The organism is Pseudarthrobacter oxydans (assembly GCF_013314975.1).
GTDB classification, from domain to species: Bacteria; Actinomycetota; Actinomycetes; order Actinomycetales; family Micrococcaceae; genus Arthrobacter; species Arthrobacter oxydans.
On the sequence record NZ_JABTYH010000022.1, the window covers coordinates 54,938 to 80,680 of the forward strand.

Here is a 25,743-nt window from a genome sequence, read left to right on the forward strand (position 1 = left end):
ACTAGAATGGATCGGAAATCAATTCGAACTTTGCAGGGGAGATCCATGGCTGCGATCAACCGTGACGACGTCGCGCATCTCGCGCGGCTCGCTCACATTGAGATGAGTGACCAAGAGCTGGACAGGATGGCCGGAGAACTGGCCGTCATCGTCGATTCGGTCAAATCCGTCAGTCAGGCCGCCGGAGACGACGTCCCGGCCACCTCACACCCCATTCCGCTGAGCAACGTGTTCCGCGAAGACGTTGTGGGCCACACCTTCACCGCGGAACAGGCACTCTCCGGGGCGCCGGATTCCGACGACAACCGTTTCAAGGTCCCGGCAATCCTGGATGAGGCATAACCCATGACTGACACCAAAACACTGATCCGCCTTTCAGCCGCACGGCTCGCGGAAAAGCTGGCAGCCGGCGAGGTCACCTCCGTCGAGGTCACCCAGGCCTACCTGGACCGGATCGCGGAGGTTGACGGCGGTGAACGCGGCGTCCACGCCTTCCTGCACGTCAACGCCGAAGAGGCGCTCGCCGTCGCCGCCGAGGTGGACGCCATCCGCGCCGCCGGCGGAGCCGAAGCCGAGGCGCTGCACGTCCTGGCCGGCGTCCCCATCGCCGTCAAGGACCTCATCGTCACCATTGGCCAGCCCACCACCGCGGGCTCCAAAATCCTCGAGGGCTGGCACAGCCCGTACGACGCCACCGTGGTGGAGCGCCTGCGCGCGGCGAAGATGCCCATCCTGGGCAAGACCAACCTGGACGAGTTCGCCATGGGCTCCTCCACCGAACACTCCGCCTTCGGCCCCACCCGCAACCCGTGGGACCTGGACCGTATCCCCGGCGGTTCCGGCGGCGGGTCCGCGGCCGCCGTCGCCGCCTTCGAGGCACCCCTCGCGCTGGGCACGGACACCGGCGGGTCCATCCGCCAGCCCGGCGCCGTCACCGGCACCGTGGGCGTCAAGCCCACGTACGGAAGCGTCTCCCGCTACGGCGCCATCGCCATGGCGTCCTCGCTGGACCAGATCGGCCCCGTGTCCCGGACCGTCCTGGACTCGGCACTCCTGCACCACGTCATCGGCGGGCACGACTCCCGGGATTCCACCTCGCTGCCTGACCCGCTGGCCGACCTCGTCGCCGCCGCGAAGACAGGCAACGTCGAAGGCATGCGGATCGGCATCATCAAGGAGCTGCACGGCGAGGGCTACCAGGCCGGCGTCGAAAACCGCTTCAATGACTCCCTGGAAATCCTCAAGGAAGCCGGCGCGGAAATCGTCGAGGTCTCCTGCCCCAACTTCCAGTACGCCCTGGGCGCCTACTACCTGATCATGCCCTCCGAGGCCTCCTCCAACCTAGCCAAGTTCGACGGCGTCCGCTACGGCCTGCGCGTCCTGCCCGAGGACGGTCCCATGACCATCGAACGCGTCATGGGTGCCACCCGCGCCGCCGGCTTCGGCGACGAAGTGAAGCGCCGCATCATCCTGGGCACCTACGCGCTGAGCGCCGGCTACTACGACGCCTACTACGGCTCGGCCCAGAAGGTCCGCACCCTGGTGCAGCGCGACTTCGATGCCGCTTTCACCGTGGCGGACGTGCTGATTTCGCCCACCGCCCCCACCACGGCCTTCCGCCTTGGCGAAAAGCTGGACGATCCGCTGGCCATGTACCTCAACGACGTCGCCACCATTCCGGCCAACCTGGCAGGTGTGCCGGGCCTGTCCCTGCCCGGCGGCCTGGCGGACGAGGACGGCCTTCCCGTGGGCATCCAGCTGCTGGCACCGGCCCGCGAGGACGCCCGCCTTTACCGGGTAGGCGCCGTGCTTGAGTCGCTGCTGGAGGCCAAGTGGGGCGGACCGCTGCTTGCGCAGGCGCCCGAGCTTGCCGCCGCGGCCGGGCCCGTCGAAACCCTTGTAGGAAGCCAGGAGGCAAAGTAATGGACACAGAGGCAATCCTGAGCTTCGAAGAAGCCATGGAGAAGTACGATCCCGTCCTGGGCTTCGAGGTCCACGTGGAGCTCAACACCAAGACCAAGATGTTCTCCTCCGCGCCCAACGTCTTCGGCGACGAGCCCAACACCAACGTCAACGAGGTGGACCTCGGCATGCCCGGCGTCCTGCCCGTGGTGAACAAGACCGCGGTGGAGTCCTCCATCAAGATCGGCCTGGCGCTCAACTGCAAGATCGCCGAGAGCTGCCGGTTCGCCCGGAAGAACTACTTCTACCCGGACACCCCCAAGAACTTCCAGACGTCCCAGTACGACGAACCCATCGCGTACGACGGGTACCTGGACATCGAGCTCTCCGACGGCACCGTGTTCCGCGTGGAGATCGAGCGCGCCCACATGGAAGAGGACGCCGGCAAGCTGACCCACATGGGCGGTGCCACCGGCCGCATCCACGGCGCCGACTTTTCCCTGGTGGACTACAACCGCGCCGGTGTTCCGCTGGTGGAAATCGTCACCAAGCCCATTGAGGGGGCAGGCTCCCGCGCCCCCGAACTGGCCAAGGCCTACGTGGCTGCAGTCCGCGAGATCGTCAAGAACCTCGGCGTCTCCGATGCCCGGATGGAACGCGGCAACGTCCGCTGCGACGCCAACGTCTCGCTGCGCCCGCACGGCCGTGAACGGTTCGGCATCCGGTCCGAAACCAAGAACGTGAACTCGCTGCGCGCCGTCGAACACGCCGTCCGCTACGAGATCCAGCGCCACGCCGCCGTCCTGGACGCCGGCAACCCGGTGGTCCAGGAAACCCGCCACTGGCATGAGGACACCCGCACCACCACGTCCGGCCGGCCCAAGTCCGACGCCGACGACTACCGCTATTTCCCGGAGCCGGACCTGGTTCCCGTGGTGGCGTCGCGTGAATGGGTTGAGGAGCTGCGTGCCACCCTGCCCGAGCCGCCGGCCGCCCGCCGGAAGCGCCTGCAGGCTGACTGGGGCTACTCGGACCTCGAGTTCCGCGACGTCGTGAACGCCGGCGTCATGGACGAGATCGAGGAAACCATTGCTGCCGGGGCCTCGGCCTCCGTGGCCCGCAAGTGGTGGATGGGCGAGATCGTGGGGCGTGCCAAGAACGCCGACGTCGATCCCGGCCAGCTCGGCGTCCAGCCGGCCACCATCGTTGAGCTCGCACGCATGGTGGAAGACGGCAAGATCAACAACAAAATGGCCACGGAGGTCCTGGACGGCGTGCTGGCCGGCGAGGGCACTCCGGCGGACATCGTGGAGAAGCGCGGCCTGGCCGTGGTCTCCGACGACGGGCCCCTGCTCGAAGCCATCGATGCTGCGCTGGCCGCCCAGCCCGGCGTCGCGGACAAGATCCGCGGCGGCAAGGTCCAGGCCGTCGGCGCCATCGTGGGCGGGGTCATGAAGGCCACCCGCGGCCAGGCCGACGCCGCCCGCGTCCGGGAACTCATCCTGGAGAAGCTGGGCGTCACCGCCTGACACCCCGCCCAACTGGGTAGCAGTAGATGTCGTTTTGAGCGCTCATAACGACATCTACTGCTACCCAGTTGCGTTTAAGTAGTACTTCACTTCCCGGCAGCCGCTGGCTACTCGTGTGCGGCGGTACAGCCCGTCCTACACTGAACCACCAGGGCTCCGCTCACGGGGAATGCCCTGCCGGTGCTGTGGGAGGTGTGGGTTTATGTGGGTAAAGGAACCGCTGGGATTCCGCAAGGCTGCGCTCGGCGGGGCCGTGGCACTCGTCATGACCGGGACCGGGGTGGCGTTCGCATGGGCCACGAACGAGTCGCCGCCGCCTGCACCGCCGTCGTCCTCGTCGCCGGGAAAGTCCGGCGACGCCCCTGGACACAACAGGGCCCGCGGCCAGGACAAGGGGCCGGGACACGCCAAGCCTGACAAGGCCCAGCGCGGGCAGCACCTGCATGGCGAGAGCGTGGTCAAGAATGCTGACGGGACTTTCCACACCGAGGTGACCCAGCGCGGCACCGTGGAGTCCGTCAGTGAAACCTCCATTACCGTTCGAAGCGAGGACAACTACTCGCAGGCCTACACCATCGGCGCGGGAACGAAGATCACGCAGGTGGCAGCCCCGGCGGCGGGTGGTCCGGTGGCAGGGGACGACGGCGGCAAGCGGCCCAAGCGGGCCGACGGAACCATTGCGGACATCACCACAGGCGACGAGGTCCGGATCTCCGGGGTGAAGGATGGCGAGACCGTGACAGCGCAGCGGATCGTTGAGGGCGCCGGCGGGGGTCCGGGCTTGGGGCTGGGCCGCGGCCACGGCAAAGGACCCAACTAGGTAGCAGCAGGTGTCGTTTTGGGGGCTCATAACGACATCTGCTGCTACTTGGTTGGGTCAACCCTGCTCCACTAGCCCCGCCATGATGCCCTGCAGCGCTTCGCAGACCATAGTTACGGACCGCCGCTTCAGGTTTTCAGGCCTGGCCAGCAGGTCGATCCGCCGCCGGGTGCTGATTCCCTTGAGCGGCCGCAGCACGATATCGGAATTCAGTACCGGCCCCGCGGTGTACCTGGGGAGCAAGCCCACCACCCCGCCGGTGGCAACAAGGGCGGCCACCGTGGAGTAGTCGTTGATCCGGTGGACGATGTTCGGCTCGCGGCTGGATACGGCGGCGACGGCGGACAGCACGTCCGCGGGGGAGTAGCCGGCGTGGCTGGTCACCCAGGCCTCGCCGCCGACGTCGTCCGCCGTGACCGCTGCCTTGGCCGCGAGGGGGTGCCCGGCAGGCAAAGCCACGTCCAGGGGCTCGTGGGCAAGCGGGATCACCGTCACCCGTTCGGCAGGCCAGCGCGGGCTGTGGTCCATCCGGTGGGCGAGCACCAGGTCATAGCGCGCGGTGAGGGCCGGGAAGTCCTGCTGGGCCACGTCCTCGTCCGAGAGTTCTATCCGCGGCTGTCCAGGGGCGGCGAGGATGCGGGCGAGCGGGGCGAAGACCGCCTGCCCCGCACTGTGGAATCCGCACAGGCTTACCCTGCCGGCAGCGGATCCGTGGTAATTCCCGATGGCATCCTTGGCATCCGCCATGGCGCTGAGGACGGCGGCCCCGGCGTCGGCCAGCACCTGGCCCGCCTCGGTGAGTACGAGGTTCCTGCCCTCCTTCCGGGTGAGGGGCACCTCGACCTTCCGCTGCAGCAGGGCCAGCTGCTGGGAGACGGCGGACGGGGTGACCATGAGGGTGTCCGCCACTGCCTTGACGCTTCCGAGGGCGCCCAGTTCGCGGAGGATCTCAAGCTGGTGTATCTCCATCACAGCAGTCTATGCGTTAGGAAACGCTACATCGTCGATTGAGTATTTTGCTGTTGTGCTAAAGCTTCTACCTCGTTGTAATAGGGAAGGCAGGACCTGCCAACGACAGACAAAGAGTGAGGAAGCCGATGAAGGCTCTGTATAAGGCCGGACCCCAGGCCGGCTTCGAACTGGTGGACCGCCCCGAACCGGTGGCGGGCCCTGCTGATGTGAAGATCCGGGTCATGACCACCGGCATCTGCGGTACCGATCTCCACATCCAGTCCTGGGATTCCTGGGCGCAGGGGATCATTGAAGCTCCGCTCATCCCGGGCCACGAGTTCTATGGCGAGGTTGTGGAAACCGGAGAGGACGTCCGCGACGTCAAAGTGGGAAACCGGGTGTCCGGGGAGGGCCATGTGGTGTGCGGGATCTGCCGGAACTGCCGCGCCGGCAGGCGGCAAATGTGCATCCATACCGTCAGCGTTGGCGTGCAGCGTGACGGTGCGTTCGCCGAGTATGTGGTGATCCCGGAAACCAACGTCTGGGTCCACCATGATTCCTCGGTCACGCCCGAACTCGGTGCCATCTTCGACCCATTCGGCAATGCCGTGCACACCGCCCTCAGCTTCCCCCTGGTTGGGGAGGATGTGCTCATCACCGGCGCCGGACCCATCGGCCTGATGGCCATCGCCGTTGCCCGGCACGCCGGGGCCCGCAAGATCGCCATCACCGACGTTTCGCGCCCACGCCTTGAGCTCGCCCGCCGGTTGGGGGCAGACCTCGCGATCGATGTTTCCACCACCCGCGTGTGTGATGCCCAGCGCGACCTCGGCATGCGGGAGGGCTTCGACATCGGCATGGAAATGTCCGGCCATCCCGGTGCGCTGCCGGAGATGATCGACAACATGAACCACGGCGGCCGGATCGCCATGCTCGGCCTGCCCAGCCAGGACATCATCATCGACTGGGGCAAGGTGGTCACCCACATGCTCACGCTCAAGGGCATCTATGGCCGCGAAATGTATGAAACCTGGTACGCCATGAGCGCCATGCTCTCCTCGAACCCCGTGCTGCATGCGGGAATATCCGCCGTCGTCACGGACACGCTCCCTGCCGGCCAGTGGGAGAAGGGCTTCGACCTTGCCCGCAGCGGCGCAGGTGGCAAAGTTGTCCTCGACTGGACCCAACTCTAAGGAACACCATGTACACCTCGATCAAGGACCAGCTGCGCACGGAGCTGGACGATATCCGCAGCGCAGGCCTCTTCAAGACCGAACGCAGCATCAGTTCCCCGCAGTCCAGCCACATCACCGCCGGACAGATCGGGCAGACGGGCGCGGACGTGCTGAACTTCTGCGCCAACAACTACCTTGGCTTGGCGGACCACCCGGACATCATCCACGCGGCCAAGGCGGCCATGGACGAGCGAGGCTTCGGCATGGCCAGCGTGCGGTTTATTTGCGGAACCCAGGACCTGCACCTCGAACTCGAATCCCGGGTTTCCCGCTTCCTGGGCACCGAGGACACCATCTTGTTCTCCAGCTGCTTTGACGCCAACGGCGGGGTCTTCGAATCGCTCTTCGGGCCGGAGGATGCCATCATCTCCGATGCCCTGAACCATGCCTCCATCATCGACGGGATCCGGCTCTGCAAGGCACAGCGGTACCGGTACGCCAACCAGGACATGGCAGACCTCGAGGCAAAGCTTGTGGAGGCGAAGGACGCCCGCCGCAAGATCGTGGTCACCGACGGCGTCTTCTCCATGGACGGGTACCTCGCCCCGCTGGAGGCCATCTGCGACCTCGCCGAGAAGCACGACGCGCTGGTCATGGTGGACGACTCCCATGCGGTCGGCTTCATGGGTGCGACGGGTGCGGGCACGCCCGAACACGCCGGTGTGTCGCACCGGGTGGACATCTACACCGGAACGTTCGGGAAGGCGCTGGGCGGAGCGTCCGGCGGTTACGTGTCCGGCCGGGCCGAGGTAGTTGCCATGCTCCGCCAGAAGGCCCGCCCCTACCTGTTCTCAAACTCGGTGGCTCCGGCCATTGTCGCAGCCACCATCAAGGCCCTGGACCTGGTGGAGAACTCGGCGGACCTGCGGCGCACGCTCTTCGAGAACGCTGTCCTGTTCCGGCGCAGGATGACTGAGGAAGGCTTCGACCTCCTGCCCGGCGAACACGCCATTGTGCCGGTGATGTTCGGCGACGCCGTGCTGGCTGCAAAGGTGGCTGACCGGATGCTGCAGCACGGCGTCTTTGTCACTGCCTTCAGCTTCCCGGTGGTTCCGCGGGGTGCCGCTCGGATCCGGGTGCAGCTATCGGCTGCGCACTCGGCGGACGACGTCGAAGCGTGCGTGAGTGCCTTCGTCACCAGCCGTGCCGAGGTAGCAGGCCAGGAAGGGTAGCGCCGGGAGCCAAGTCTGCGAGGATAGGGAAATGGCAGCTCATTATGATGTCCTGATTGTCGGCGGCGGCATTGCCGGACTGTCCCTGGCGTCCGCGCTGGCGGGCAAATGCAGCGTGGCATTGGTGGAGGCGGAACAGGAACTGGCGTACCACACGTCATCCCGCTCGGCCCGCCAGTTCATTCCGAGCTACGGCCCGCCCGTGGTCCAGGAACTGACCGTCCGGACGCTTGAGCTGCTTGCCGCCCGCGATACGGAGTTGCCCGAACCCATCCTGACGCCCCGCAGCTTTATGCTGATCGGCGCAGAGGAAGACGTGGCCGCGGAAGCCAGTGGGCTCATGCGGTCCATTACCCCCGCTGAGGCGCTGGAGCTTTGCCCGGCGCTGGTCCCCGGTACCTTCGAGGCCGCGGGGCTGGATGAAGGGTCCTTCGGATGCAACGCGCCGCTGCTGCTGGAGGACCACCGGGGGAGGGCCGCCTCTGCCGGGGTGGACATTATTACCGGCGCCAGGGTTCATACCGCGCAACGGCTTGGTTCCGGGTGGCAGGTGGGCGCGGGCACGGAGGGCTTCCAGGCGGGTGTCCTGGTGAATGCGGCCGGCGCCTGGGCGGACGAACTTGCCGTGATCAGCGGCGTGGAAAAACTCGGACTCCAGCCGTACCGGCGCACGGCGGCGATTGCCGCCGTCGACCATCCCTTACCTGAGCACAGCCCCATGGTGGCGGCAGCGGACAATTCGTTCTATTTCCGGCGGGACGGGGATGACGTGCTCATCTCGCCCTCCGAGTCGGAGCCCAGCGGGCCCGAGGATGCCCGGCCCCGGGCGGGTGACATCGAGCGGCTGGTGGACAGGCTGAACCGGATCACCACGCTGGGAATCACGGAAGTCCGCAGGGCATGGACGGGGCTGCGGACTGAGGCGGCCGACGGCGTTCCGGTGGCGGGGTTCGACGCCGAGGCTCCGGGCTTCTACTGGCTCGCCGGGCAGGGCGGCTACGGATTCCAGACGTCTTCGGCCATGGCGGAACTGGCGGCCGCCCAGATTTTGGCGGGCCAGGGCGGTGCGGGCCAGGGTGCTGCGGGCGGGGCCGGTGCAGCTGCCGCAGCCGGGACAGCGGGTCCGGAATCCCGGACAGCGCAGGCGCTGGCGGCCACCCGCTGGTCCGTGCGGCGCTGAAGAATGGCTGTATGAGCACCCTGATTACCAATATTGCCGAGCTGATGACGCAGGACCTGGAGCACCGGGTCCTGAAGGACGCCGCGGTGGTGGTGGAGGGTGAGCGGATTTCATGGATCGGCGCTGCTGCCGATGCTCCGGCCGCGGATGACGCCGTGGACGTGGGCGGCCGCGCCGTGCTGCCCGGCTGGGTGGACTCCCATACCCACCTGCTGTTCGCAGGGGACCGGACCGCCGAATTTGAGGCGCGGATGGCGGGGGAGTCCTACGCGGCCGGAGGCATCGCGGTGACCATGAACGCGACCCGCGCCACGTCGGATTTTGACCTGACCCGCCTGGCGCTTGGCCGTGTTGACGAAGCCGTCTCGCAGGGAACCACCTACCTCGAGACAAAAACGGGCTATGGCCTGGATGTTGAGCACGAAACCCGGAGCGCGCGGATTGCCTCCACCGTGGCGGACCAAGTCACCTACCTGGGGGCGCACCTGGTTCCCGCGGGGCAGGACCCGGAGGAATACACCAGCCTGGTATGCGGTCCCATGCTGGATGCCGTCCGGCCCTTTGTGCAGTGGGCGGACGTCTTTTGTGAGGAAGGAGCCTTCACCGCGGAACAGTCCCGGCGGGTCCTGCTGGCCTGCCGCGACGCCGGCCTGGGACTCCGCGTCCATGGAAACCAGCTTGGCGAAGGTCCGGGCGTGCAGCTCGCGGTGGAGCTCGGTGCCGCCAGCGTGGACCACGTTAACTACCTCGCCACCGGGGATGTCGATGCCCTGGCCGGGACCTGGACCGGTTGGGACGCCGGCACGGGCAGCGGTAGCCGCGGCACGGTTGCGACCTGCCTGCCTGCCTGCGACCTTTCCACCCGCCAGCCGCTGGCCCCTGCCCGGGCGCTCCTGGACGCCGGCGTCCAGATGGCGCTCGCGTCCAACTGCAACCCGGGAACGTCCTACACGAGCTCCATGGCGTTTTGCGTTGCCACGGCCGTGCTGCAGATGCGCCTCAGCGTCCATGAAGCTGTCCGGGCAGCCACGTACGGGGGAGCCCTCGCGTTGCACAAGGACACAGGGAACGACGCCGACGGCGAACGGGCGGTGGGGTCCATCGCCGTCGGCCACCGGGCCGATCTGCATGTCCTCAATGCGCCATCCGCCACCCACCTCGCCTACCGGCCGGGGATGCCTTTGACATACGCTGTGTGGCGGGCAGGAAAGCAGGCGCGGTAGCTTCCGGTTCTATTTGACGTTAGGTGATCGCTTGAGGTCTGTTATGATCATAAAACGTCATCTGGAGTGGTGGCTTGAGTACGTGGAGGCCCTGCATGACCCGCACTGACAGATTGACGGCAATCCTTGACCTCCTTGCACGGACCGGCCAGGTGGAGGTCGAAGAGATTGTCAGCACCCTGAACGTGTCCCCAGCCACCGCCCGGCGCGATCTGGACAGCCTGGCCAAGCGCCGGCTCCTCACCAGGACCCGCGGCGGCGCCACCACGGGAGCCCTTGCCTACGATTTGCCCGGCCGGTACAACCGCGATGACCACGCCGAGGCCAAGGAGCAGATTGCCCACGCTGCCTCTGCGCTGATAGCGCCCGGTGCCGTGATCGGATTGTGCGGCGGGACCACCAGCACCGCGCTGGCACAGATCCTGGCCACGCGCGAGGACCTCAACGCTCCATCCAACCAGCCCACCCTCACAGTGGTCACGAACGCCATTAACATCGCTTCGCAGCTGGCGGTCCGGCCCAGCATCAAAGTCATGGTCACGGGCGGGATCCTCAATCCACGCTCCTACGAGCTGGTGGGTCCCTATACGGACATCATCATGCAGAAGGTGGTGCTGGACATCGCCTTCATCGGCGTGAACGGCATTGATCCCGAAGTGGGGCCAACCAATACGGGTGAGGGTGAGGCCTCCGTCAATGCCCTCCTAGCCAGCAGGGCACGGGTTTCCTACGTCCTGGCGGACTCGTCAAAGGTCGGAGTGCGTGCCTTTGCCACCATGGACGGGTACAACTTCACCCGGCTGATCACAGATTCCGGGATCTCGGCGAAGGACAAGGCCGCCTTCGAAGCCAATGGCACGGAAGTGATCGTCGCCGCCGGCTGAGCAGCTTTGGCTGGGCGGCACCGGCGGCGCGGCGCTGGCTCGTCGCCACCGGATGGGAGGCACTGGCTGGCGTCCCGGGCCCTGCGGATCCAAGCCTGACGGATCCCTTGGAGGCAGCCGGGCAGGTACCCGCGTGACACTGGATGGGCAATCAGCCCGGATCCAGAAACTGAAGGCAAGATGGGAGCATGCTGGTTCCCTCCCGCCGTCGCCTTCGGTTTGAAGTCTGGATTGTCCTGGGCCTGTCCCTGGGCCAGTCTGCTGTGTACTCCGTGGTTCAGCTCTTGGACAAGATGACCCGTGCACCGCTGGCGGAAGGCACCTCCACACTCAACCGCTCGCAGAGCACCCGGGAATACTTCGACCTGACGTACCAGCTGCTGGATATCCTTTTCGCGCTGGTTCCGGTGCTGCTGGTGCTCTACTTCCTTACCGACCATCGGCAGGCCGCGACCGGCGAAGGCGGTAATACGGGGTCAGCGTTCCACAAGCTTGGCTTCAATTTTGCCCGCCCCGGCCGGGATCTGCTCCAGGGCCTGGGTTTGGCGGCGCTGATCGGCGTCCCCTCCCTGGGGCTTTACGCCGCAGGCAGGGCGCTGGGGATTACCACGGCCATCATCCCCAGCGCACTGGACGCGTACTGGTGGACGGTGCCGGTGTTGATCCTGTCCGCGATGCGCCATGCCGTGGTGGAGGAAGTCATCGTGGTGGGATACCTGATGAACCGCTTTGGGAAGTTCGGCTGGAGCATTCCGCTGTCCATCCTGGCGAGCTCGCTGCTTCGCGGCACCTACCACCTGTACCAGGGCTTCGGTCCTTTTATCGGCAACGTGGTGATGGGGATCGTCTTCGCGTGGCTCTATACCCGAACGCGGCGGGTGATGCCGCTGGTCATTGCCCACGCGCTGCTGGATATTGTGGCCTTCGTGGGCTTCAGCCTGTTCGGCAAGGCAGTCGGGCTGGGCTGAATCCTTGGGGGCGACGGCGGGGGATTGATGGGCACGACTGCGGGGCCGGTGGGCACAACGACGGGCATCAGGTGACATCTAGGTCAGTACCGGTTCCACTTCCCTGAGCGGGTCCTCCGCCAAGACGGGCGGGGCAGCGTAGAAGTGCTCCCAGAGGCAGTCATCAGCCGGGATGTCGTCAGGGTCCACAAGGTTGTCGCCCGCAGGCTCCTCCGAAGGAGGTAGTAATTCCTCCGGTGGGGGTTCTGGCCACGGAAGGTCGCCAGCGAGGCAGCCACGAGCAGCGGGCACGGGCGGGCAGGGCTGCTGGCGGTGTTCTTGCCCCCTGAGACGTTCCCGGCGCTGCTCCTCTGGTTTCAGGTGCGCGGGCATGGCCGAAGGGCAGACTCTGGCCAGTGGGGTGGTTCCCAGTCCTGGTGTTCGCTTGTGTAGTGGCGTCCGGTGGGTGAGGTCCAGCCGGGTGGTTGGTTTTTGGTGGCTGGTGTTGGTTTCCAGCCGGTGGTGTGCCGGAGTTTGTGGTGTTTCGGGCAGGGCTGTCCGAGGTTGCTGATCCCGGTGGTCCCGCCGTGGTGCCAGGCGAGGAGGTGGTCGGCCTCGTTATCCAGAGACGGGTTGCTGCAGCCGGGGAACGGACACTGGCCGTCGCGAAGCCGGAGCCAGTTCCGCATGGCTTTGGTGACCCGGTAGCTGCTCCTGCCGATCTCCAACGGCGCCCCGTCCCTCGGATCGACCAGGACGCGGTGAAAGGAGTCTGCTCCGTGTGCAACCAGGTCCCGTGCCATGGACGGCGGAACGGGGCCGAACCCGTCCAACACCGCCGGCTCCTCCGTGAGGCCCATCAGCGAGAACACCGGCACGGTGACCAGGACCTGGGCCCGGATCCCCGGGGAAAGCAGGCCGGCACCAGTTCCTGCGCCGGCTCCGTCGCTGTCGCTTGCTTCCTCGCCGTTACCTGCACTGTTGTCTGCATGGAAGGTTGCACTGGTTCCGCTGGTGAGGATGGCTTCGGCGAATTTGTCGGTCCGGATTTGGGTGAGGGTGCGGGGTTCGTTGGGTCCTTGTGCGGCCCGCGCGAGGGCGTTAAGGCGGTTCCAGCCTGCCAGCGCCTGGTGCGCGGGCAAACAAGCGGAGAGCCAGGCCATGCCGTCCTGGTCCGGCCGGTATTCCACCCGCCGTTCAGCAACCCCCTTGGCATGGCGCTTTTCGATGGATTCGACGTGGTGGCGTTCACGCCAGGTGCGAGCTTTGTGCCGGAGCCGGTGCGCCGGCATTTCGCCGATTGCTGCGGCGGTGGGCGGTTTAGGGACGGCCGGGTCGAGGAAGTGGGCTTCCAGGGCGACGACCCCGGCCGGGTCCAGGGTTGCGGCCTCGTCCACCATGACCAGGGCGTGCTGCCAGGAGATCGTGCCGGCGTGCAGGGCCGCGAGGGTCAGGGGCAGGGTGGTGGTCAGCGCGTGGGATACGGACAGGAACGTGCTGGCGGCCCGCGGCCCGAGGGCCAGCACGCACCCGATCTCGGCGGCCACAGCCATTTCCTGTCCCTGCACCGGCATTCCGGGAGGCGCCAGGGTATGGGCGGTGCCGGCGTATCTCATGGCAGCGCGGGCCTTCAGGCCTGCAAGCCCGGCTTCGGCCTCCCTGGCGCCGGCGAGGATGTCCAGGCTCCCATCTGCCAGCCCGGCTAACGGATCGGCAGCAGAGAACGGCTCCGAACCGCACCCGTCCACCTCAGCGTTGAGCACGGCAAGGGCGGCCCTGATATCCGCAAACGCCCTCGCCACCGCTTTCCTGCCCATAAACCCATCCTGCCAAGGGGGTCCGACAATGACGTTTGGCCTGGGGCAGCCGGGAGATAGCACAGTGGCGCTCTGCGCATTGGAACGCAGCTAGGAGACGAATTCGGCCGCCATCGGCGGGTGACGCCGTTGTCACCTGCTGATGGCGGCCGAAGCTTTGTCGGGCAGGAGGCATTTCCTGCCCATGTTGGTGCCCGGACGTGGACGCCCGGGCAGGCGGGGGGAGCGTCAGATGGTGACTGCCCCGTTGGCGGTCTCGAATGTCACCGAAAGGATCCCGGGGGTTCCGTGCGGCGCCACCCACTCCACGGCTACGTCTTCCAGCGGCTTCTCCACTGGTTCACCCAGCCACTCGGTCACCCGGGCTGCCGATCCGGCAATGGTGAGGCAGCTCATCTTGACGTTGCTCTCGTAGGCGTTGGACGGGTGCAGGGAAGGGTCGCCCTCCCACTTGAGCATGTACGGGACCTGGGGGTCCGCGATCAAGCCGAGGATGCCGATCTGCTTCCACACGAGTTCGCGGCCGTCAGGGAATTTGCGGTTGCCGTTGACTGCCGAGCGTCCCAGGCGTTCCTCGAAGGGGGCGAGGTCGTCCACTTCGACGCACCAGCCCATCCATCCGCCACCTGCGGCGGAGCGTGCCCGCACTGCCTGGCCAAAGGGGGCCTTGTCAGAAGCCGGGTGGTCCAGGACCTCAACGACCTCAAGGTACTTGTGCCCCGCAAGCGGGATGATCATATTCCGGGTTCCGAACCGCGGGTGCACTCCACCCTTCACTGCCTCAACTCCGAGGGCAGAGGAAATACGTTCGGTGGTGGCAGCCAGGCCATCGTGTTCACAGGCGTAAGAGACGTGATCCATGCGCATGGCAACATCTTGGCACTTTGTGATCGGGCTCTCAGCTAAGGGTAGCCTTACTGGGATTTTTGGCGGCAGCCGTGCTCAACTTCCCGCCAACAACCGGCGCAAGGGCACGGCTGGCATCAACCCCGGATGTAGTAGCCGGAGGTGTCGGCGATGAGGTGGACGGTGCCGCTGGAGTTGTTGGTCAGGGCGATGGTTCCGTCGTTGGCGACGGGGCTGATGACGAGGTTGGGTGTGGTGTCGCCGGGTGTGAAGTTGAGGTTTGAGGTGCCGGGGGCGGTGGTGCCGCCGGCGTGGACGGTGATGTTGCCGAAGCTGGTGGGGGAGGTGGCGGTGACGTTGATTGCGACGGCGGAGACGCCGGTTGCGGGGATGCCTCCGCGGCCGGTGACGGGTACCCGGATGGTGGCTCCGGGGGCGACGGGGCCGGTGGTGCCTCCGGTGCCGTTGCGGGTGTCGAGTTGCCGGAAGGGAGCCTGGGGTGAAAAGGCTCCTGCTGCCGGGTAGCTGGGCTCGATGTACAGAAGCCGGTTTGGCGTTCCGGTGGCGGCGCCCGTGACTTTTCCGGTGGCACCAGAGGTAACGATCTTTTCGGTAACCTGGGCCGGGGTCAGCGCAGGGTTTTTCGAGAGAAGCAGTGCGGCAGCGCCAGCCACATGGGGAGTGGCCATGGACGTTCCGCCGAGCGAGGCTGTGGCCGTCGTCGTCGTGTGCCAGGTGGAGCTGATGCCGACACCCGGCGCGTAGAGGTCCACGCATTTGCCGAAGTTGGAGAAGGAGGCCTGCCTGTCGGACGAATCGCTGGCAGCCACCGTGATGGCCGCTGAAGTGCGTGCCGGGGAAGTAAAACATGCGTCCGTAGCGGAATTGCCTGCAGCCACGATGGCAGGCATGCCGTTGGAGATGATGGACTGGACTGCTGCGTCGAGCACGCTGCTGGTGGGGCCGCCGACACTCAGGTTGACGACGGCGGGAGTGCCAGGCCGGTGTTGCCCTGCAATCCAGTCGAGCCCTGCGATGATGTCCGAGTAGAGGCCGGAGCCATCACACGCCAAAGCCCGCACCGGAATGAGGGTGGCGGATTTGGCCACACCATGGACGGTGCCGCCGATTACTCCTGCCACGTGCGTGCCATGTCCGTTGCAGTCGCTTGATCCCAAGCCGTCAGCCTTGAATGTCCACCCCGCCGTGACACGGCCGCCGAAATCGACATGTGACGCGAGGATCCCAGTGTCCACGACGTAGACCCTGATGCCCTGGCCGGTGCCAGCAGGAGTGTAAGTGGTGGAAAGGGGAAGAGCCTGCTGGTCAATCCGGTCGAGCCCCCACGGGGCGTTGCGCTGCGTCTCGGAGACAGTGACGGCGTGGTCCGGCTCCACTGCTGCCGCCCGGCCGGAGCGGAGCAGGGCGGCAGCCTGCGCCGCGCTGGCCTCGATGGCGGCGCCCTTCACGGCCTTCGTAAATGTCCGGGTGACACCGATTCCCTGGGCGCGGAGGGCCGCCGCCTCGGCCGGGACGTCCCTTCCCGGGGCGAATTGGACAAGGTAGCGGCCGCCGTCGTTTGCCGGCGAGGCAACAGGCGCAGCGGGGGCGGCGTCCGCGGCGGGTGCCGGCCAGGACGCTGCTGCCACCGCGCTTGAGCAGAGGGCGACGGCGGAGAGAAGGACGGCGCGACGTGCCAGGCGCAAGAACTGGGGCAACGGAATGTGTTCCTTTGGTGTCTGAGGAGAACTGCCGGGTGACGATTTCCCGGCTCAAATCTAACGGAGGACCGGCGTCAAACGGCCAAACTTCGCGCAATCCTGCGCATCTCCTGTGGAACCTTGGGAAATCAACATCCGGGGCCTCTCCACCCGCCCTGCGTGAGGACAATCCCGCCCCGGACCAGGGCCGGAAGTCACAACCGGTCACACTCATGGCGGCGGACACCCGCTGTTCCTACACTGGGCTCAGGTCATGAGCGCCAGCGCCAAGCCCCGGCTCGCTGGCCGGCAACCCTCCTTCCGCGGTGGGGTGCCCCGGGTGAGGACCTGGCTGTCCGGTAAACGGCCGGATGGCAAGCGCGGCCCGCGGTGCTTCGAGCATGCCGGGCCCAGTCAAAGGAGCCTTAATTGTCCAACGGATGGTCATTCGAAACCCGCCAGATCCATGCAGGACAGGAGCCGGACAGTGCCACGGGCGCCCGGGCACTCCCTATCTACCAGACCACGTCCTTCGTGTTCCCCAGCGCCGAGAGCGCCGCCAACCGCTTTGCCCTTGCTGAACTGGCACCCATCTATACCCGCATCGGCAACCCCACCCAGGAGGCCGTGGAACAGCGGATCGCCAGCCTTGAAGGCGGGCTGGGGGCACTGCTGCTGAGTTCAGGCCAGGCGGCCGAGACCTTCGCCGTCCTCAATATCGCCGAGGCGGGGGACCATATCGTTGCCAGCCCCAGCCTGTACGGCGGGACTTACAACCTGTTCGCCCATACCCTGAAGAAGTTCGGCATTTCCGTGACCTTCGTGGCCGACCCGGACAACCTGGAGCAGTGGCGCACAGCAGTGCAGCCCAACACCAAGCTGTTCTTCGGCGAAGTGGTGTCCAACCCCCGGCAGGACGTCCTGGACATCGAAGGCATCTCCCAGGTGGCACACGAAGCCGGTGTGCCCCTAATCGTGGACAACACCCTGTCCACCCCGTACCTGATCCGGCCTCTGGAATGGGGAGCGGACATCGTTGTCCATTCGGCAACCAAGTACCTGGGCGGCCACGGCTCCGCGATCGCCGGCGTGATCGTGGACTCAGGCAACTTCGACTTCGGCAAGGACCCCGCAAAGTTCCCGGGCTTCAACACCCCGGACCCCACCTACAACGGGCTGGTGTACGCCAGGGACCTCGGCAAGGACGGTGCCCTGGGCGCCAACCTGTCCTACATCCTCAAGGCCCGCGTCCAGCTGCTCCGGGACCTGGGCTCCGCCGTCTCCCCGTTTAATGCATTCCTGATCGCACAGGGCCTTGAGACGTTGAGCCTGCGCGTGGAACGGCACGTTGCCAACGCCACGGAAGTGGCGCGCTGGCTGGAAGGAAGGGACGACGTCGAATCCGTCGCCTATGCGGGGCTGCCCTCCAGCCCGTGGTACGAGCGGGGCCGCAAGTATGGCCCCAAGGGCACGGGCGCGATTGTGTCCTTCAACCTCGCTGGCGGAGCCGAGGCGGGCAAGCGCTTCGTGGACGCGCTGGAGCTGCACTCGCATGTGGCGAACATCGGCGACGTCCGTTCCCTTGTCATCCACCCGGCGTCGACCACCCACAGCCAGCTGACCCCGGAGCAGCAGGCTGTTGCCGGCGTAACCCCCGGGCTGGTCCGGTTGTCCGTGGGCATCGAACACATTGATGACATCCTGGCGGACCTGGAAGCGGGCTTCCGGGCAGCGAAGGACGCTACCGGAGCCTAGCCGGACGCCCAGGGAAGCGACTGCGGCGGCAAGCCGGGGAAGTCACAACCAGTCACACTCTTGGCAGCAGGCGGGGGCTGTTTCGTACACTCGAACAAGGTCATGAGTGCCAGTGACAGCCCCGGCTTGCTGGCCGGCAACCCTCCTTCCGCGGTGGGGTGCCCCGGGTGAAGACCTGGCCTGCCGGTCATTCGACGGCGGGCAAGCGCGTAGAAGAGGTCTTGCCATGACGGTTACCGTCACCCGTACCACCGTCCCCGAACACGGAATTGTCCGCTATGCCTCCGTTGGGGGGCTGGAACTTGAAGCCGGCGGCTACCTGCCCGACGTCACGCTGGCCTACGAAACCTGGGGCACCCTTAACGCGGATGCCAGCAATGCAGTCCTGATTGAACACGCGCTGACCGGCAGCACCCACGTGACCCGCGGCGACACCGACGAACCGGGCTGGTGGGAGCAGCTTGCAGGGCCGGGTGCGCCCGTGGACACGGACCGTTTCTTTGTGGTGTCCATCAACATTGTGGGCGGCTGTTACGGGTCCACCGGTCCGTCGTCGCCGGCACCGGACGGGGCTCCCTGGGGATCCCGGTTTCCCCTGGTCACGCTGCGGGACAGCACTGTGGCAGAGGCCCGCCTGGCTGACCAGCTGGGGATCAGGAGCTGGTTTGCGGTGCTCGGAGGTTCCATGGGCGGAGCCCGCGCACTTGAGTGGGCCATCACGTTCCCGGAGCGGGTGCAGCGCTGCGCGGTGATCTCCGTGGGGGCCGCAAGCACGGCCGAGCAGATTGCCTTCGCCCAGGCGCAGACCCTGGCGATCCGCCAGGATGCGAATTTCAAGGGCGGCGACTATTACGGCGGCCCCTTCCCGGAGGACGGGCTGGCCCTGGCCCGGCGGATCGCGCACATCACCTACCGCTCAGCGGCGGAACTCGAAGGCAGGTTCGGCCGCGAACCGCAGGCTCCGGAGTCGCCCCTGCAGGGTGGTGTCCTGGCCGCCCGCGGACGCTACCAGGTGGAAAGCTACCTGGACCACCAGGGAAACAAACTGGTCCGGCGGTTTGATGCCAACAGCTACATCGCCATCACCGAGGCCCTGATGAGCCACGACATCTGCCGGGGCCGGGGGCCGCTTCCCGAGACCCTGGCGCGGTCGGGTGCGCGCTTCTTCGTGGCAGCCGTGGATTCTGACCGGCTCTACTTCCCGGCCCAGTCCCGGGAACTTGCCGCCGCCCTGCCGGGAGAAGTGGACGTCCACGTCATTGAAGCTCCGATAGGCCATGACGGCTTCCTGACCGAAATAGGCCAGCTGGGCCGCCAGCTGAGGGCGCACCTTTCGGCTTAAGGCTGCCCCTCACAGGCAGGTAAATGTGCATTTATGCAGATAGCCTCTGCATGATTCGCCGTTGAGCTTGGCGTTCAGGCGGACCATACTCGTTGGGACCCGGCGGTTCGTGGCCAAAATCACACGTATCCGCCTCAGACTGTCCCAGTGGTGTCGAAGAAGACGCCGAAGGAGTTCATCAATGAGTACGGAAAAGTCCGCCGCGCGGCGGCCCGAGGAAACCGACGTCAAGTCCTCAGGCCTGAAGAAGGTCGTCACGGCCTCCATGGCCGGCACCGTGGTTGAGTGGTACGAGTTCTTCCTCTACGCCTCCGCCGCCACTCTGGTGTTCGGCAAGCTGTTCTTCCCCAACTCCGGAACCGAGCTGGACGGCATTATCGCAGCCTTCGTCACCTATGCGGTCGGCTTCGTTGCCCGCCCCATCGGCGGCATCGTCTTCGGCCACTTCGGCGACAAGTTCGGCCGCAAGCAGCTGCTGCAGCTGAGCATCATCCTGGTGGGTGTTGCCACCTTCCTCATGGGCTGCCTGCCGACCTTTGCGCAGATCGGCTACTGGGCGCCGGCGCTGCTGGTGTTCCTGCGCTTCGTCCAGGGCTTCGCGGTGGGCGGCGAATGGGGCGGCGCTGTGCTCCTCGTCGCCGAGCACAGCCCGAACAAGTCCCGCGGCTTCTGGTCAAGCTGGCCGCAGTCCGCTGTCCCCATGGGCAACCTGCTCGCCACCGCCGTGCTGTTCACCCTGTCCTCCACCCTCTCCCCGGAAGCCTTCCTCGGCTGGGGCTGGCGCGTAGCCTTCTGGCTCTCCGCAGTGATCGTCATCATCGGCTACTACATCCGCACCAAGGTCCAGGACGCGCCGATCTTCCTGGAGGCCCGCAAGGAAGTCACTGTCGAGAACAAGGGCTACGGTGTTGCCGAAGTCTTCCGCCGGTACCCTCGCGGCGTGTTCACCGCCATGGGCCTGCGCTTCGCGGAGAACATCCTTTACTACCTCGTGGTCACGTTCTCCATCACCTACCTGAAGGTGGTTGTGCAGACGGACACCTCCCGCATCCTGCTCCTCCTGCTGGTGGCACACTTCATCCACTTCTGCGCAGTACCCCTGGTGGGCAAGATGTCCGATTCCCTGGGACGCCGCCCGGTATACATGGCCGGTGCAATCCTCGCCGGAACCTGGGGCTTCTTCGCCTTCCCCATGATGGACACCGGCAATGACATGGTTATCCTGGCGGCCATCACCATCGGCCTGCTGTTCCACGCCCTCATGTACGCCGGCCAGCCGTCCATCATGGCCGAAATGTTCCCCACCCGCATGCGGTATTCGGGCGTTTCCCTCGGCTACCAGGTGACCTCCATCGTGGCCGGCTCGCTGGCGCCCATCATCGCCAGCTCGCTGCTGGGCAGCTTCGGCTCGTCCGTTCCGGTTGCGTTCTACCTCCTGGGCGCCTGCGTGGTGACTGCGATCTCAGTGTTCTTCCTCAAGGAAACCCGCGGTATCTCGCTGCATGACGTTGATGCCGCCGACGCCCAGGGCACCGCCGACCTTCTGGCCGCAGCCAAGAAATAGCCGTCAGGAAGCAGTCCCCACGGCACAGCATCACGGACACGGCAGCTGCCCGGACCTGCACGCAGCGCAGGGCCGGGCAGCTGCCTGTTGACAACCATAAAGTCAGGAACACCATGCGAGCAGCAGTCCTCTATTCCACAGTCCCTCCCGGCACCAGCTATGCCGAAGCGCAGCCGCTGGTGGTCCAGGAGCTCAGCCGTCCCGAACCCCGCGCCGGCGAGCTGGGTGTCACCGTCACCTACTCCAGCCTGTGCCACTCAGACCTGTCAGTCGTGGACGGATCCCGCGTCCGGCCGCTTCCCATGGCACTGGGGCACGAGGCCGTGGGACGTGTGGCGGCGGTGGGTGAGGGCGTCACCGACGTTGCGGTGGGGGACCACGTTGTCCTCGTTTTCGTCCCCAGTTGCGGTTCCTGCCGCGCCTGCCTGGCGGGGCGGCCCGCGCTCTGCCACCGGGCAGCGGAGGTCAACGGCTCCGGGGACCTTCTGCACGGCGAGGCGCTGCTGCGCACGCCTGCGGGGGAGCGGATCAACCACCACCTGGGGGTTTCGGCGTTCGCGGATTACGCGGTGGTGGCCCGCGAATCAGTGGTGGTGATCGACGACGACGTCCCCGACACAGTCGCGGCGATGTTCGGTTGCGCCGTGCTCACCGGAATGGGTGCCGTCCTCAACACGGCCGACATCCGGGAGGGCCAGTCCATCGCCGTTTTCGGTCTCGGTGCCGTGGGGCTTTCGGCCGTTATGGCTGCCGCGCTCGCCGGTGCCTCCGCCGTCATTGCCATTGATCCGAACACGGCCAAGCACGGACTTGCCCTGAAGTGTGGGGCAACCGCGGTGGGGACTCCGGAGGACGCCGGCCGCCTGATCGCGGAAGCCGCCGGTGACGGTGTGGACATCGCGGTCGAGGCCGTGGGCTCGGCAAGGGTGATTGCGTCCTGCCTCGGGCATGTGACGAGGGGCGGCGCCGTGGTTTCCGTCGGCCTGCCGCACCCCACCGCGGAGCTGACGGTGCCTGCGCTGCAGTTTGCCGGCGCGGGCAAGCGGCTGCTGGGCTCCTACATGGGCGATGCCGTCCCGGACCGGGACATTCCCCTCTACCTGGGGTACTGGCGCGAGGGCAGGCTCCCCGTTGAGCTGCTGCACACGGACACCAGGCCCCTCGCGGAGATCAACGAAGGCCTTGATGCCCTCGCAGCCGGGCAGGTGGTGAGGCGGCTCTTCCAGGCGTGAAACCGGCACGCCGGCCACTACCCGGGTTGTCAACAGCGCAGTGTCCCAACAGCAGCTCAGGCGGCCAGCAGATCCTGGCGCTCCGCCACCTCATGCTGGAGCGCGCCGATCACGGCCTGCACCCGCGCGGACCGCAGCGACTCCGGGCGGGCCACGGCCCAGATGGGGACCTGGCGCTGGAACGCTTCGGGGAGTACCGGAACGAAATCCGGGTTGCGCGCCACCATGAAGTTCGGCAGCAGCCCGATCCCGGCGCCCCGGCGGACCGCCTCGACTTGGGCAAAAATGCTCGTCGCTTGGAAGCTGGACTTCGGCATCGGCAGCTGCGAGGACCGGTGCCCCAGTTCGGCCACCTGGAGCGCCGACTCAACGTAAGAGACGAAGCCGTGCTGCCCCACGCCGTCGGGCGTTCCCGGCAGGCCGTGCTCCGCCGCGTAGGCGGGGCTGGCGTAAAGCCGGAGGAAGTAGTTGGTCAGGAAGATGGCCTGGGCGTTGCTCACGTCGGTGCGGCCCACCACCACCTCAAGGTCCACGCCGGAGCGGTTCTGGCTGACCCTGCGCGTGGCGCTCAACATTTCCACGTTCAGCAGTGGATGCCGCTGTTGCAGGCGGACCAGCGCGGGCGTGACGAATTCGGCGCCGAAACCGTCCGAGGTGCTGATGCGCACCATGCCGGAGAGAGCGTCCCGGTCCTGGCTTGTGGCAGCGGCCAGTGAACCCAGTGTTTCCTCGATCCTTTCCGCCGCGGCGACGGCCGAAGCTCCGAGCTCCGTCAGTTCCCACCCATGCGGGCTGCGCTCCAGGGTGCGGCCGCCCAGCTGCCTGTCGAGGGCCAGGATCCGGCGCGAAATGGTGGTGTGCGTTGTGCCCAGCGTTTCGGCGACGGCGTTGAAGCGCCCCAGCCGGGCCACTGTCAGCAGGATCAGCAGGTCGTCCGGACTCGGCAGCTGCGCCATGCCTGCCTCCCATCTATGTGCATCAGTGCACATGCCATCTGTGATTTTTTCCCTTGATTGCACTATAGCGGGGTGTGATGGTGGACACAGACTTTACGGCCGCCGGCCGGAGGCACAGCAAAGGAGCTTAAGCCATGGCAGTAATTGGTTGGATTGGTTTGGGGAACATGGGCGGGTCCATGTCGGCGAACCTGGCAAAGGCAGGGCATGACGTGAGGGGGTTCGACCTCAACCCGGCAGCCCTGGCCGCGGCAGAGGCCGGTGGGGTAAAGCCCGCGGGGAGCATCGCCGAGGCGGTCGCGGGCGCGGACGCCGTGTTCACCATGCTTCCGAAAGGCGAGCACGCCAAGGCTGTCTACCTGGGCGGCGACGGGGTGCTGGCGCACGCCGATACCCGCACCCTCCTCATAGATTCCTCCACCATCGATATCGCAGCCGCGAAGGAACTGCACGACGCCGCCGCTGCCGCCGGCTTCCGCTTCGTCGACGCCCCGGTGTCGGGCGGGATGAGCGGCGCCAAGGCAGGAACGCTGACGTTCATGGTGGGCGGCGAGGCGGATGCCGTGGCCGACGCCAGCCGCTTCATCGAGCCGATGGCCGCCAACATCATCCCCACCGGGGGTGCCACTACGGGACAGGCGGCCAAGATCTGCAACAACCTGATGCTCCTGATCAACCTGGCGTCCACGGCCGAGGGTGCCGTGCTGGCGGACAGGCTGGGCCTGGACAAGAAAGTCTTCTGGGACATCGCCTCGGTTTCCTCCGGAGACAGCTGGGCCCTGCGCACCTGGTACCCCGTACCCGGTGTCGTTCCCACTGCCGCATCCAACAACGGCTTCGCACCCACGTTCACCGCCGAACTGGCGAACAAGGACATCGGACTGGCCATCCGCGCCGCGGAGGACACGGGAACGCCGCTAGAAATCGGCCGGCATGTGCAGCAGCTGTACCAGCGCCTTATCGACGCCGGTGACGCCGGCAAGGACTGCTCCATGATCATCAAGCTTGCCGACGGCTCGCTCGATGCAGCGAAGTAGCTGTTTCCGCGAACCCGCCGTCCACACCACAGCCATCTGAACGCCTTAGAAAGAGACCTCCGTGCAGACCATCCCGCATTACATCAACGGCAGCCTCGTCACCGATGCCGAGCGCTTCGGCCCCGTCTTCAACCCCGCCACCGGAGAGCAGGACAAGCAGGTGGCCCTGGCCTCCGCGGACAGGGTGGAGGAAGCCATCGCCGCGGCCAAAGCCGCGCTGCCGGCCTGGCGGGCCGCGAGCCTTGCCAAGCGGACCAACATCTTTTTCCGTGTCCGCGAAATCCTCAACGAGCGCAAGCCCGTGCTCGCCGCCATCCTGACCAGCGAGCACGGAAAAGTGCTCTCGGATGCCGAAGGGGAGATCTCCCGCGGCCTTGAGAACATCGAGTTCGCCACCGGTCTGTCCCACATGCTCAAGGGAGAACGCTCCGAGCAGGTGTCCAGCGGTGTGGATGTCCACTCCGTCCGGCAGCCTGTGGGCGTGGTGGCCTGCATTACGCCGTTCAACTTTCCGGCCATGGTGCCGCTCTGGATGATCGGCAGCGCCCTGGCATGCGGCAACACAGTGCTTTTGAAACCCAGCGAGAAGGACCCGTCCTCGGCCGTGTTCATCGCAGAGGTCTTCGCGGAAGCCGGACTCCCGGCCGGCGTGCTGAACGTGGTCCAGGGCGACAAGGAGGCGGTGGACACCCTGCTCGAACACCCGGACGTCAAAGCAGTCAGCTTCGTTGGCTCCACACCCATCGCACAATCGATCTACAAGCGGGCAGCCGACCACGGCAAACGGGTCCAGGCCCTTGGCGGCGCCAAGAACCACATGGTGGTCCTGCCTGATGCGGACCTGGACATGGCAGCCGACGCCGCCATCTCCGCCGCCTACGGCTCTGCTGGTGAGCGCTGCATGGCGGTGAGCGTGCTCGTCGCCGTCGGGAACATCGCCGATGACCTCGTGGCTGCCATCAAGAGCAGGATGGCCACCCTGAAGATCGGCCCCGGAACGGACCCGGCGTCCCAGATGGGTCCCCTGATCACCGCCGAACACCGCGAGAAGGTGGCCTCCTATGTTGCAGGGGCCGAAAGCGAGGGTGCCACGGTGGTTGTTGACGGCCGGTCACAGCAGTTCGATTCGAACGGGTTCTTCATCGGCGTCAGCCTGGTGGACCACGTCAAGCCCGGCATGAAGGTCTACGACGACGAGATTTTCGGCCCCGTCCTGTCCGTGGTCCGGGTGGACAGCTACAGCGACGCTGTCCGCCTGGTCAACGACAACGAGTTCGGCAACGGGGTTGCCATTTTCACCCGCGACGGCGGTGCGGCGCGGCAGTTCGAGTTCGACGTGGAGGCCGGGATGGTGGGCGTCAATGTGCCCATTCCGGTGCCGGTGGGCACCTTCTCCTTTGGCGGCTGGAAGAACTCCCTGTTCGGTGACACCCACATGTACGGGCCGGACAGTATCCGGTTCTACACGCGCGGCAAGGTAGTGACCACCCGGTGGCCGGACCCGGCGACCTCAGTCATCGACCTGGGCTTCCCCCAGGTGGACTAAGCCAGGAGTTCGACTGAAGAGACGGACGCCCGCTGTGCCCTAGCCGTCCATGATCTCGCTGCGGCGGGCCATGTACTCCTCAACGGACAGTTCACCGTTGCTGTA

21 protein-coding genes and 2 riboswitches are annotated in these 25,743 nt (G+C 66.4%); of the genes, 16 read left to right on the forward strand and 5 right to left on the reverse strand.

All coding sequences use genetic code 11. The features are described 5' to 3' along the window. Window positions 1-45 precede the first annotated feature (45 nt). The 4 genes from gatC to HTS88_RS14535 all read left to right on the forward strand — a co-directional run bounded on the left by gatC (window position 46) and on the right by HTS88_RS14535 (window position 4,251). Window positions 46-342: an Asp-tRNA(Asn)/Glu-tRNA(Gln) amidotransferase subunit GatC gene (gene gatC, locus HTS88_RS14520; RefSeq protein WP_059319419.1), complete on the forward strand. Its 297-nt coding sequence runs from the start codon at window positions 46-48 to the stop codon at window positions 340-342. 3 nt (window positions 343-345) lie between these two features. Then, window positions 346-1,923: an Asp-tRNA(Asn)/Glu-tRNA(Gln) amidotransferase subunit GatA gene (gatA, locus tag HTS88_RS14525; protein WP_174179551.1), complete on the forward strand. Its 1,578-nt coding sequence runs from the start codon at window positions 346-348 to the stop codon at window positions 1,921-1,923. Beyond that, complete coding sequence (gatB, locus tag HTS88_RS14530; protein ID WP_174179552.1) at window positions 1,923-3,431, forward strand: Asp-tRNA(Asn)/Glu-tRNA(Gln) amidotransferase subunit GatB; 1,509 nt, start codon at window positions 1,923-1,925, stop codon at window positions 3,429-3,431. The genes gatA and gatB overlap by 1 nt, the downstream gene beginning before the upstream one ends. A 202-nt stretch (window positions 3,432-3,633) precedes the next feature. After that, complete coding sequence (locus HTS88_RS14535; RefSeq protein WP_174179553.1) at window positions 3,634-4,251, forward strand: hypothetical protein; 618 nt, start codon at window positions 3,634-3,636, stop codon at window positions 4,249-4,251. Between the two features lie 57 nt (window positions 4,252-4,308). Here the strand turns inward: HTS88_RS14535 and HTS88_RS14540 are convergent, their stop codons facing one another. Next, window positions 4,309-5,220: a LysR family transcriptional regulator gene (locus tag HTS88_RS14540; protein ID WP_174179554.1), complete on the reverse strand. Its 912-nt coding sequence runs from the start codon at window positions 5,218-5,220 to the stop codon at window positions 4,309-4,311. A 128-nt stretch (window positions 5,221-5,348) separates the two neighbouring features. Between HTS88_RS14540 and tdh the strand changes: the two genes are divergently transcribed. The 6 genes from tdh to HTS88_RS14570 all read left to right on the forward strand — a co-directional run bounded on the left by tdh (window position 5,349) and on the right by HTS88_RS14570 (window position 11,864). Then, entirely contained in the window at window positions 5,349-6,395 is a 1,047-nt protein-coding gene (tdh, locus tag HTS88_RS14545; RefSeq protein ID WP_174179555.1) for an L-threonine 3-dehydrogenase, read from the forward strand. Window positions 6,396-6,403: 8 nt separating this feature from the next. After that, complete coding sequence (locus HTS88_RS14550; protein WP_174179556.1) at window positions 6,404-7,609, forward strand: glycine C-acetyltransferase; 1,206 nt, start codon at window positions 6,404-6,406, stop codon at window positions 7,607-7,609. A 31-nt stretch (window positions 7,610-7,640) separates the two neighbouring features. Further along, on the forward strand, window positions 7,641-8,789 hold the full coding sequence (locus HTS88_RS14555; protein WP_174179557.1) for an NAD(P)/FAD-dependent oxidoreductase: 1,149 nt from the start codon (window positions 7,641-7,643) through the stop codon (window positions 8,787-8,789). Between the two features lie 11 nt (window positions 8,790-8,800). Continuing rightward, entirely contained in the window at window positions 8,801-10,012 is a 1,212-nt protein-coding gene (hutI, locus tag HTS88_RS14560) for an imidazolonepropionase (protein ID WP_174179559.1), read from the forward strand. Between the two features lie 95 nt (window positions 10,013-10,107). Next, window positions 10,108-10,896: a DeoR/GlpR family DNA-binding transcription regulator gene (locus tag HTS88_RS14565; protein ID WP_174179561.1), complete on the forward strand. Its 789-nt coding sequence runs from the start codon at window positions 10,108-10,110 to the stop codon at window positions 10,894-10,896. Between the two features lie 188 nt (window positions 10,897-11,084). Beyond that, on the forward strand, window positions 11,085-11,864 hold the full coding sequence (locus HTS88_RS14570; protein WP_174179563.1) for a CPBP family intramembrane glutamic endopeptidase: 780 nt from the start codon (window positions 11,085-11,087) through the stop codon (window positions 11,862-11,864). 356 nt (window positions 11,865-12,220) lie between these two features. Here HTS88_RS14570 and HTS88_RS14575 read toward each other — a convergent pair whose 3' ends face one another. The 3 genes from HTS88_RS14575 to HTS88_RS14585 all read right to left on the reverse strand — a co-directional run bounded on the left by HTS88_RS14575 (window position 12,221) and on the right by HTS88_RS14585 (window position 16,224). Then, window positions 12,221-13,660 carry an HNH endonuclease signature motif containing protein gene (locus tag HTS88_RS14575; protein ID WP_174179565.1) on the reverse strand — a complete coding sequence of 480 codons (1,440 nt, stop codon included), beginning with the start codon at window positions 13,658-13,660 and terminating at the stop codon, window positions 12,221-12,223. A gap of 228 nt (window positions 13,661-13,888) precedes the next feature. Beyond that, window positions 13,889-14,527, reverse strand: a complete 639-nt coding sequence (locus HTS88_RS14580; protein WP_174179567.1) for a VOC family protein — start codon at window positions 14,525-14,527, stop codon at window positions 13,889-13,891. 116 nt (window positions 14,528-14,643) lie between these two features. Further along, a complete protein-coding gene (locus HTS88_RS14585; protein WP_246256342.1) occupies window positions 14,644-16,224 on the reverse strand; it encodes a S8 family peptidase in 1,581 nt (526 codons plus the stop codon). Window positions 16,225-16,476: 252 nt separating this feature from the next. Further along, window positions 16,477-16,593, forward strand: a riboswitch (SAM riboswitch). Window positions 16,594-16,635: 42 nt separating this feature from the next. Between HTS88_RS14585 and HTS88_RS14590 the strand changes: the two genes are divergently transcribed. From HTS88_RS14590 to HTS88_RS14605, 4 genes are all read left to right on the forward strand, one after another. Beyond that, the gene (locus HTS88_RS14590) at window positions 16,636-17,961 is read left to right on the forward strand and encodes a bifunctional o-acetylhomoserine/o-acetylserine sulfhydrylase (protein ID WP_174179569.1); all 1,326 of its coding nucleotides are present in this window, start codon (window positions 16,636-16,638) and stop codon (window positions 17,959-17,961) included. 98 nt (window positions 17,962-18,059) lie between these two features. Further along, window positions 18,060-18,175, forward strand: a riboswitch (SAM riboswitch). 12 nt (window positions 18,176-18,187) lie between these two features. Then, window positions 18,188-19,303, forward strand: a complete 1,116-nt coding sequence (gene metX / locus HTS88_RS14595; RefSeq protein ID WP_174179571.1) for a homoserine O-acetyltransferase MetX — start codon at window positions 18,188-18,190, stop codon at window positions 19,301-19,303. A 181-nt stretch (window positions 19,304-19,484) separates the two neighbouring features. Continuing rightward, a complete protein-coding gene (locus tag HTS88_RS14600; protein WP_174179573.1) occupies window positions 19,485-20,867 on the forward strand; it encodes an MFS transporter in 1,383 nt (460 codons plus the stop codon). A 113-nt stretch (window positions 20,868-20,980) separates the two neighbouring features. Next, the gene (locus HTS88_RS14605; protein ID WP_174179575.1) at window positions 20,981-22,099 is read left to right on the forward strand and encodes an alcohol dehydrogenase catalytic domain-containing protein; all 1,119 of its coding nucleotides are present in this window, start codon (window positions 20,981-20,983) and stop codon (window positions 22,097-22,099) included. Window positions 22,100-22,155: 56 nt separating this feature from the next. On the opposite strand, the gene HTS88_RS14610 is transcribed toward HTS88_RS14605, so the two are convergent. After that, window positions 22,156-23,055, reverse strand: a complete 900-nt coding sequence (locus tag HTS88_RS14610) for a LysR family transcriptional regulator (RefSeq protein WP_174179577.1) — start codon at window positions 23,053-23,055, stop codon at window positions 22,156-22,158. A 134-nt stretch (window positions 23,056-23,189) separates the two neighbouring features. Here HTS88_RS14610 and mmsB point away from each other — a divergent pair, with 134 nt between their 5' ends. After that, complete coding sequence (gene mmsB / locus HTS88_RS14615; protein WP_174179579.1) at window positions 23,190-24,092, forward strand: 3-hydroxyisobutyrate dehydrogenase; 903 nt, start codon at window positions 23,190-23,192, stop codon at window positions 24,090-24,092. A gap of 61 nt (window positions 24,093-24,153) precedes the next feature. After that, a complete protein-coding gene (locus HTS88_RS14620; RefSeq protein ID WP_174179581.1) occupies window positions 24,154-25,638 on the forward strand; it encodes a CoA-acylating methylmalonate-semialdehyde dehydrogenase in 1,485 nt (494 codons plus the stop codon). Window positions 25,639-25,743: the final 105 nt, after the last annotated feature.